At 35.0% G+C, this 4,571-nt stretch carries 4 protein-coding genes; all 4 read left to right on the top strand.

Translation table 11 applies throughout. The features are described 5' to 3' along the window. On the top strand, positions 1 to 522 hold a 522-nt coding region (locus tag JJE11_RS15105), incomplete at its 5' end, for an electron transfer flavoprotein subunit alpha/FixB family protein (protein WP_291637084.1). Between the two features lie 81 nt (positions 523 to 603). Further along, on the top strand, positions 604 to 2,001 hold the full coding sequence (locus tag JJE11_RS15100; protein ID WP_291637083.1) for an FAD-binding oxidoreductase: 1,398 nt from the start codon (positions 604 to 606) through the stop codon (positions 1,999 to 2,001). A gap of 115 nt (positions 2,002 to 2,116) precedes the next feature. Next, positions 2,117 to 3,640 carry an L-lactate permease gene (locus tag JJE11_RS15095; RefSeq protein WP_291637081.1) on the top strand — a complete coding sequence of 508 codons (1,524 nt, stop codon included), beginning with the start codon at positions 2,117 to 2,119 and terminating at the stop codon, positions 3,638 to 3,640. A gap of 11 nt (positions 3,641 to 3,651) precedes the next feature. Then, on the top strand, positions 3,652 to 4,571 hold a 920-nt coding region (gene larA, locus JJE11_RS15090), incomplete at its 3' end, for a nickel-dependent lactate racemase (RefSeq protein WP_291637079.1).

The raw sequence follows: 4,571 nt of genomic DNA, 5'->3' as shown, positions 1-4,571 counted from the left end.
GTTATGAATGCTCCTGAAAAACTTTGTGCTCCAAAAGGCAAAATCACAATTTGTGAAATAGATAGAGAAAAATTAGCTTCAAACATTAGAGTATTAAAAGTAACAGAAAAAGAGATAGAAGAAAACATCTCAGACGCAGAGGTAATCATTGCGGTTGGTAGAGCATTAAAGTCAGAAAAGGACATGGCTATGATTCAGGAACTGGCAGATCTTCTTGGTGCACAAATTGCTGGGACAAGACGATTAATTGAAACAGGTTGGATTGATGCTAAGAAACAGATAGGCCTTTCTGGTAGGACAGTTAAACCAAAACTTATAATAGCTCTTGGAATTTCTGGGGCAGTTCAATTTACAGCTGGAATGAATAGTTCAGAGCGTATATTTGCAGTAAATACAGATTCAAATGCTTCAATATTTAATGTAGCTCATTATGGGGTAGTAGGAGATATATATGAAATAGTTCCTAAGTTAATTGAAAACATTAAAAATGGTGGAGCAGAAGCTTGTGTTAGTAACTTTTAGTAAACCGTTAAGATATTAGAAAATTAGTGTTTACACTAAAATTAGTGACTATGCTAAATTAAGAATCAAGGAGGCAATATTATGGGATATAAAAAGCTTGATGCTACGGATATAGAATTTTTAGTGTCTGTATTGGGTAGTGATAGAGTGTTTACAGATGACCAAATAAATGATGATTTCAGCCATGATGAGATGGGTGGAATAAGCAAAATGCCAGATGTATTAGTTGAGGTTCTTGAAACTGCGGAAGTGGCAAAAATTATGAAATATGCAAATGAAAATATGATTCCGGTTGTGGCAAGAGGATCAGGAACAGGACTTGTAGGAGCATCAGTTCCAATTCACGGTGGAATTATGATAAATATGTCCAAAATGAATAAGATAATTGAGATAGATGAAGATAATTTGATGCTAACGCTTGAGCCAGGTGTACTTTTAATGGAGATAAGCAAGTATGTTGAAGAGTTTGATTTATTTTATCCACCAGATCCAGGTGAGAAATCTGCTACAATTGGTGGTAACATAAGCACTAATGCAGGTGGAATGAGGGCTGTTAAGTACGGAGTAACTAGAGATTACATAAGAGGACTTGAGGTAGTACTTCCAAGTGGAGAAATACTTAATGTTGGAGGAAAAGTAGTTAAAAATTCTACTGGCTACAGCATAAAAGACATGATCTGCGGGGCTGAAGGAACACTCGGGATAGTTACAAAAATTATACTAAAACTTATACCACTACCTAAAAAAGCTGTATCACTTTTAATACCTTTTCCTAATCTTGATATGGCAATAGGAACAGTTCCCCTGATAGTTAAATCAAAATCTGCGCCAACTGCTATAGAATTTATGCAAAGAGAAGTTATTATTGCTGCGGAAGAGTTCTTAGGGAAAAAGTTCCCTGATAATTCATCAGATGCATATCTTTTATTAACTTTTGATGGTAATAGCATAGAAGAAATAGAAAAAGCATATGAAAGTGTAGCTAATATTTGCCTTGAAGAAGGCGCTCTTGATGTATTTATAACTGACACAGATGAGCGTAAAGAAGCTGTTTGGTCTGCAAGAGGAGCTTTTCTTGAAGCTGTTAAAGCAACAACAACCGATATGGATGAATGTGACGTTGTTGTTCCAAGGAATAAAGTAGCTGAATTTATTAAGTATACTAATGAACTTCAAAAGCAGTTTGATGTAAGAATAAGAAGCTTTGGACATGCAGGTGATGGTAACTTACATGTGTATGTTTTAAAAGATGAACTTACAGATGAGGCATGGTCTGTGAAGATTGCTGAAGTATTTGAAGCAATGTATAGTAAATCAAGGGAATTAAAAGGTTTAGTTTCTGGAGAACATGGAATTGGATTTGCTAAGAAATCATATATGCTTGAACAATTAGGGCCTGTATATATAGACCTTATGAAAAATATAAAATTTGCGTTTGATCCTAAAAATATATTAAATCCAGGAAAAGTTTGTCAGTAAAATAAACAAATTGCATCGCCAATGTCTTATAAAGGGGTTGGCGATTAAATAATAGTCTTATATAGTCGATTTCAATAAATCGATTCATATTACTAGCGGAAGGAGATAATAAAAGATGAACGATTATTTATTATTTTTCATAGCACTTATCCCGATCATATGGCTTATGGTGTCCCTAGGTGTCTTGAAAATGCCAGGGCATAAAACATGCTCAATTACACTTGTAATTACAGTGGTACTTGCGATCATAGTTTGGAAGATGCCAATTGGTCAAACTTTTACTGCAGCGTTAGATGGTGCAGCAATGGCAATATGGCCAATAATTGTTGTAATAATAGCAGCGGTATTTACTTATAACCTTTCTATTCATACAAAAAGTATGGATGTAATAAAGGATATGATGACAGGCATAACTACTGATAGGAGAATACTAGTTTTAATAGTTGCCTGGGGTTTTGGTGGGTTTCTTGAAGCAATCGCAGGGTTTGGTACAGCAGTTGCTATACCCGCAAGTATTTTAGCCGCACTTGGCTTTAACCCAGTATTTGCGGCAATAATATGTCTTATTGCAAATACAACACCAACAGCTTTTGGTGCCATAGGGCTGCCTGTAATAACCTTGGCAAAGGTTGCAGGAATTGATCCTGTCATTTTGGGGTATGCAGTTGGAATTCAATTATTTGCATTAATTGTAATTGTACCATTAGCTTTAGTAATGCTTACAGGTAAAAGTGTAAAGGCTATAAAAGGAGTTGTGTTTATTTCTCTTGCATCGGGGCTAGCTTTTGCATTGCCAGAACTTCTAATTGCAAAATATGTTGGACCTGAACTTCCAGCACTAATAGGTTCAATATTATGTATTATTGTAACAGTTGTAATAGCTAAAGTATTTTATAAAAAAACTGCAGCAAAAGATAAAGTTGAGGTATCTTTAAAACAAGCGTTAATAGCTTGGGTACCATTTATATTAATTCTAACTTTTATATTAATTACAAGCTCGCTTGTTCCAGCGATTAATAAACCATTATCGGCTATAAAAACTTCTGTTCAAATATTTACTGGCCCACATGCTAAACTTAGTACCTTTACCTGGATTGCTAATCCTGGTACGCTTATAATTCTTGCCACATTTATAGGGGGGCTTATTCAAGGAGCTAAGGTTAAAGAAATAATAAAAGTATTTACGAATACTTGTACGCAAATGAGTAAAACGGCAATTACAATAATTGCTATAGTAGCTCTTGCAAAGGTAATGAGCTATAGTGGAATGATAACATCTATTGCTGTGGTATTAGTTGCAGGAACAGGAAGTTTTTATCCCCTAATTGCCCCAATCATAGGTGCACTAGGTACATTTGTAACTGGCAGTGATACATCATCTAATGTATTGTTTGGACCACTTCAAGTAGAAGTTGCAAAAAATTTACACATGAGTCCTTATTGGCTAGCAGCTGCTAATACTGGTGGAGCTACCGCAGGTAAAATGATTTCACCTCAAAGTATTGCCGTTGCCACAGCGGCAACAGGAATTGTAGGAGCTGAAGGTAAGATATTAAAGGCAACTTTAAAATTTTGTTTGGCGTATGTAGCAATCTTAGGATTAATTACGTACTTTGGAGCAAAATATTTTACAATGTAGGGAGGATATAAATGACTAATATCAAAATACCATATTCAAAACAGTTTTTGGAAATTGAAATACCAAACAAAAATTTGGTAGCAATTTTAGAATCAAAAGCTCATGCTTTTAAAGTAGAAAGTACTCAGCAGGAAATTGTTAATAAGGCACTGGATAACCCAATTGGAAGTGCAAAATTAGAAGAATTAGTTAAAGGCAAGAAAAACTTAGTATTAATAACTAGTGATCACACAAGACCTGTACCAAGTAAAGTAACACTGCCAATACTACTTTCCAGAATTAGAAGTGCAAATCCTAAAATTGAAATAACAATATTAATTGCTACTGGTTTTCATAGGCCTACTACAAAGGAAGAAATGGTAAGTAAATTTGGACAGGAAATTGTAGATAATGAAGTTATAATAAATCATGTATCAGAGGACTATAATAGTATGGTTAGCGTAGGAACTCTTCCATCAGGTGGAGAGCTACTCCTAAATAAGCTAGCAATGGAAGCTGAACTTTTAATTTCTGAAGGCTTTATAGAACCGCATTTCTTTGCAGGATTTTCTGGAGGAAGGAAAAGTGTTCTTCCGGGAGTGGCATCAGCAAAGACAGTTATGGCAAATCATTGCTCTGAGTTTATAGCAAGTGAATATGCTAGGTCTGGAATTCTTCTAAATAACCCAATTCATAGAGATATGTTATATGCTGCTAAAGAGGCAAAGCTAGCATTCATATTAAATGTTGTTATTGACAGTGAGAAGAATGTTATAAATGCATTTGCAGGAGATAGTGAACTTGCACACAATGAAGGATGTAAATTTGTAATGGAACTTGCATCGGTGAAAGCTGTTAAAGCAGACATTGCTATATCAACTAATGGAGGATATCCGCTAGACCAAAATATATATCAGTCTGTTAAAGGTATGACAGCAGCTGAAGCAACTTG

The sequence above is a fragment of the Clostridium sp. genome (genome assembly GCF_016650095.1).
In the GTDB taxonomy this organism is placed as follows: Bacteria; Bacillota; Clostridia; order Clostridiales; family Clostridiaceae; genus Clostridium_AD.
The sequence above is the reverse complement of the archived record's forward strand: the minus strand, read 5'-3'. Positions and strand labels throughout refer to the sequence as shown.

Bases quoted from the DNA above. Each gene is read 5' to 3' on its own strand.
- JJE11_RS15100 (WP_291637083.1), top strand. From the start codon at position 604: ATGGGATATAAAAAGCTTGATGCTACGGATATAGAATTTTTAGTGTCT.
- JJE11_RS15095 (WP_291637081.1), top strand. From the start codon at position 2,117: ATGAACGATTATTTATTATTTTTCATAGCACTTATCCCGATCATATGG.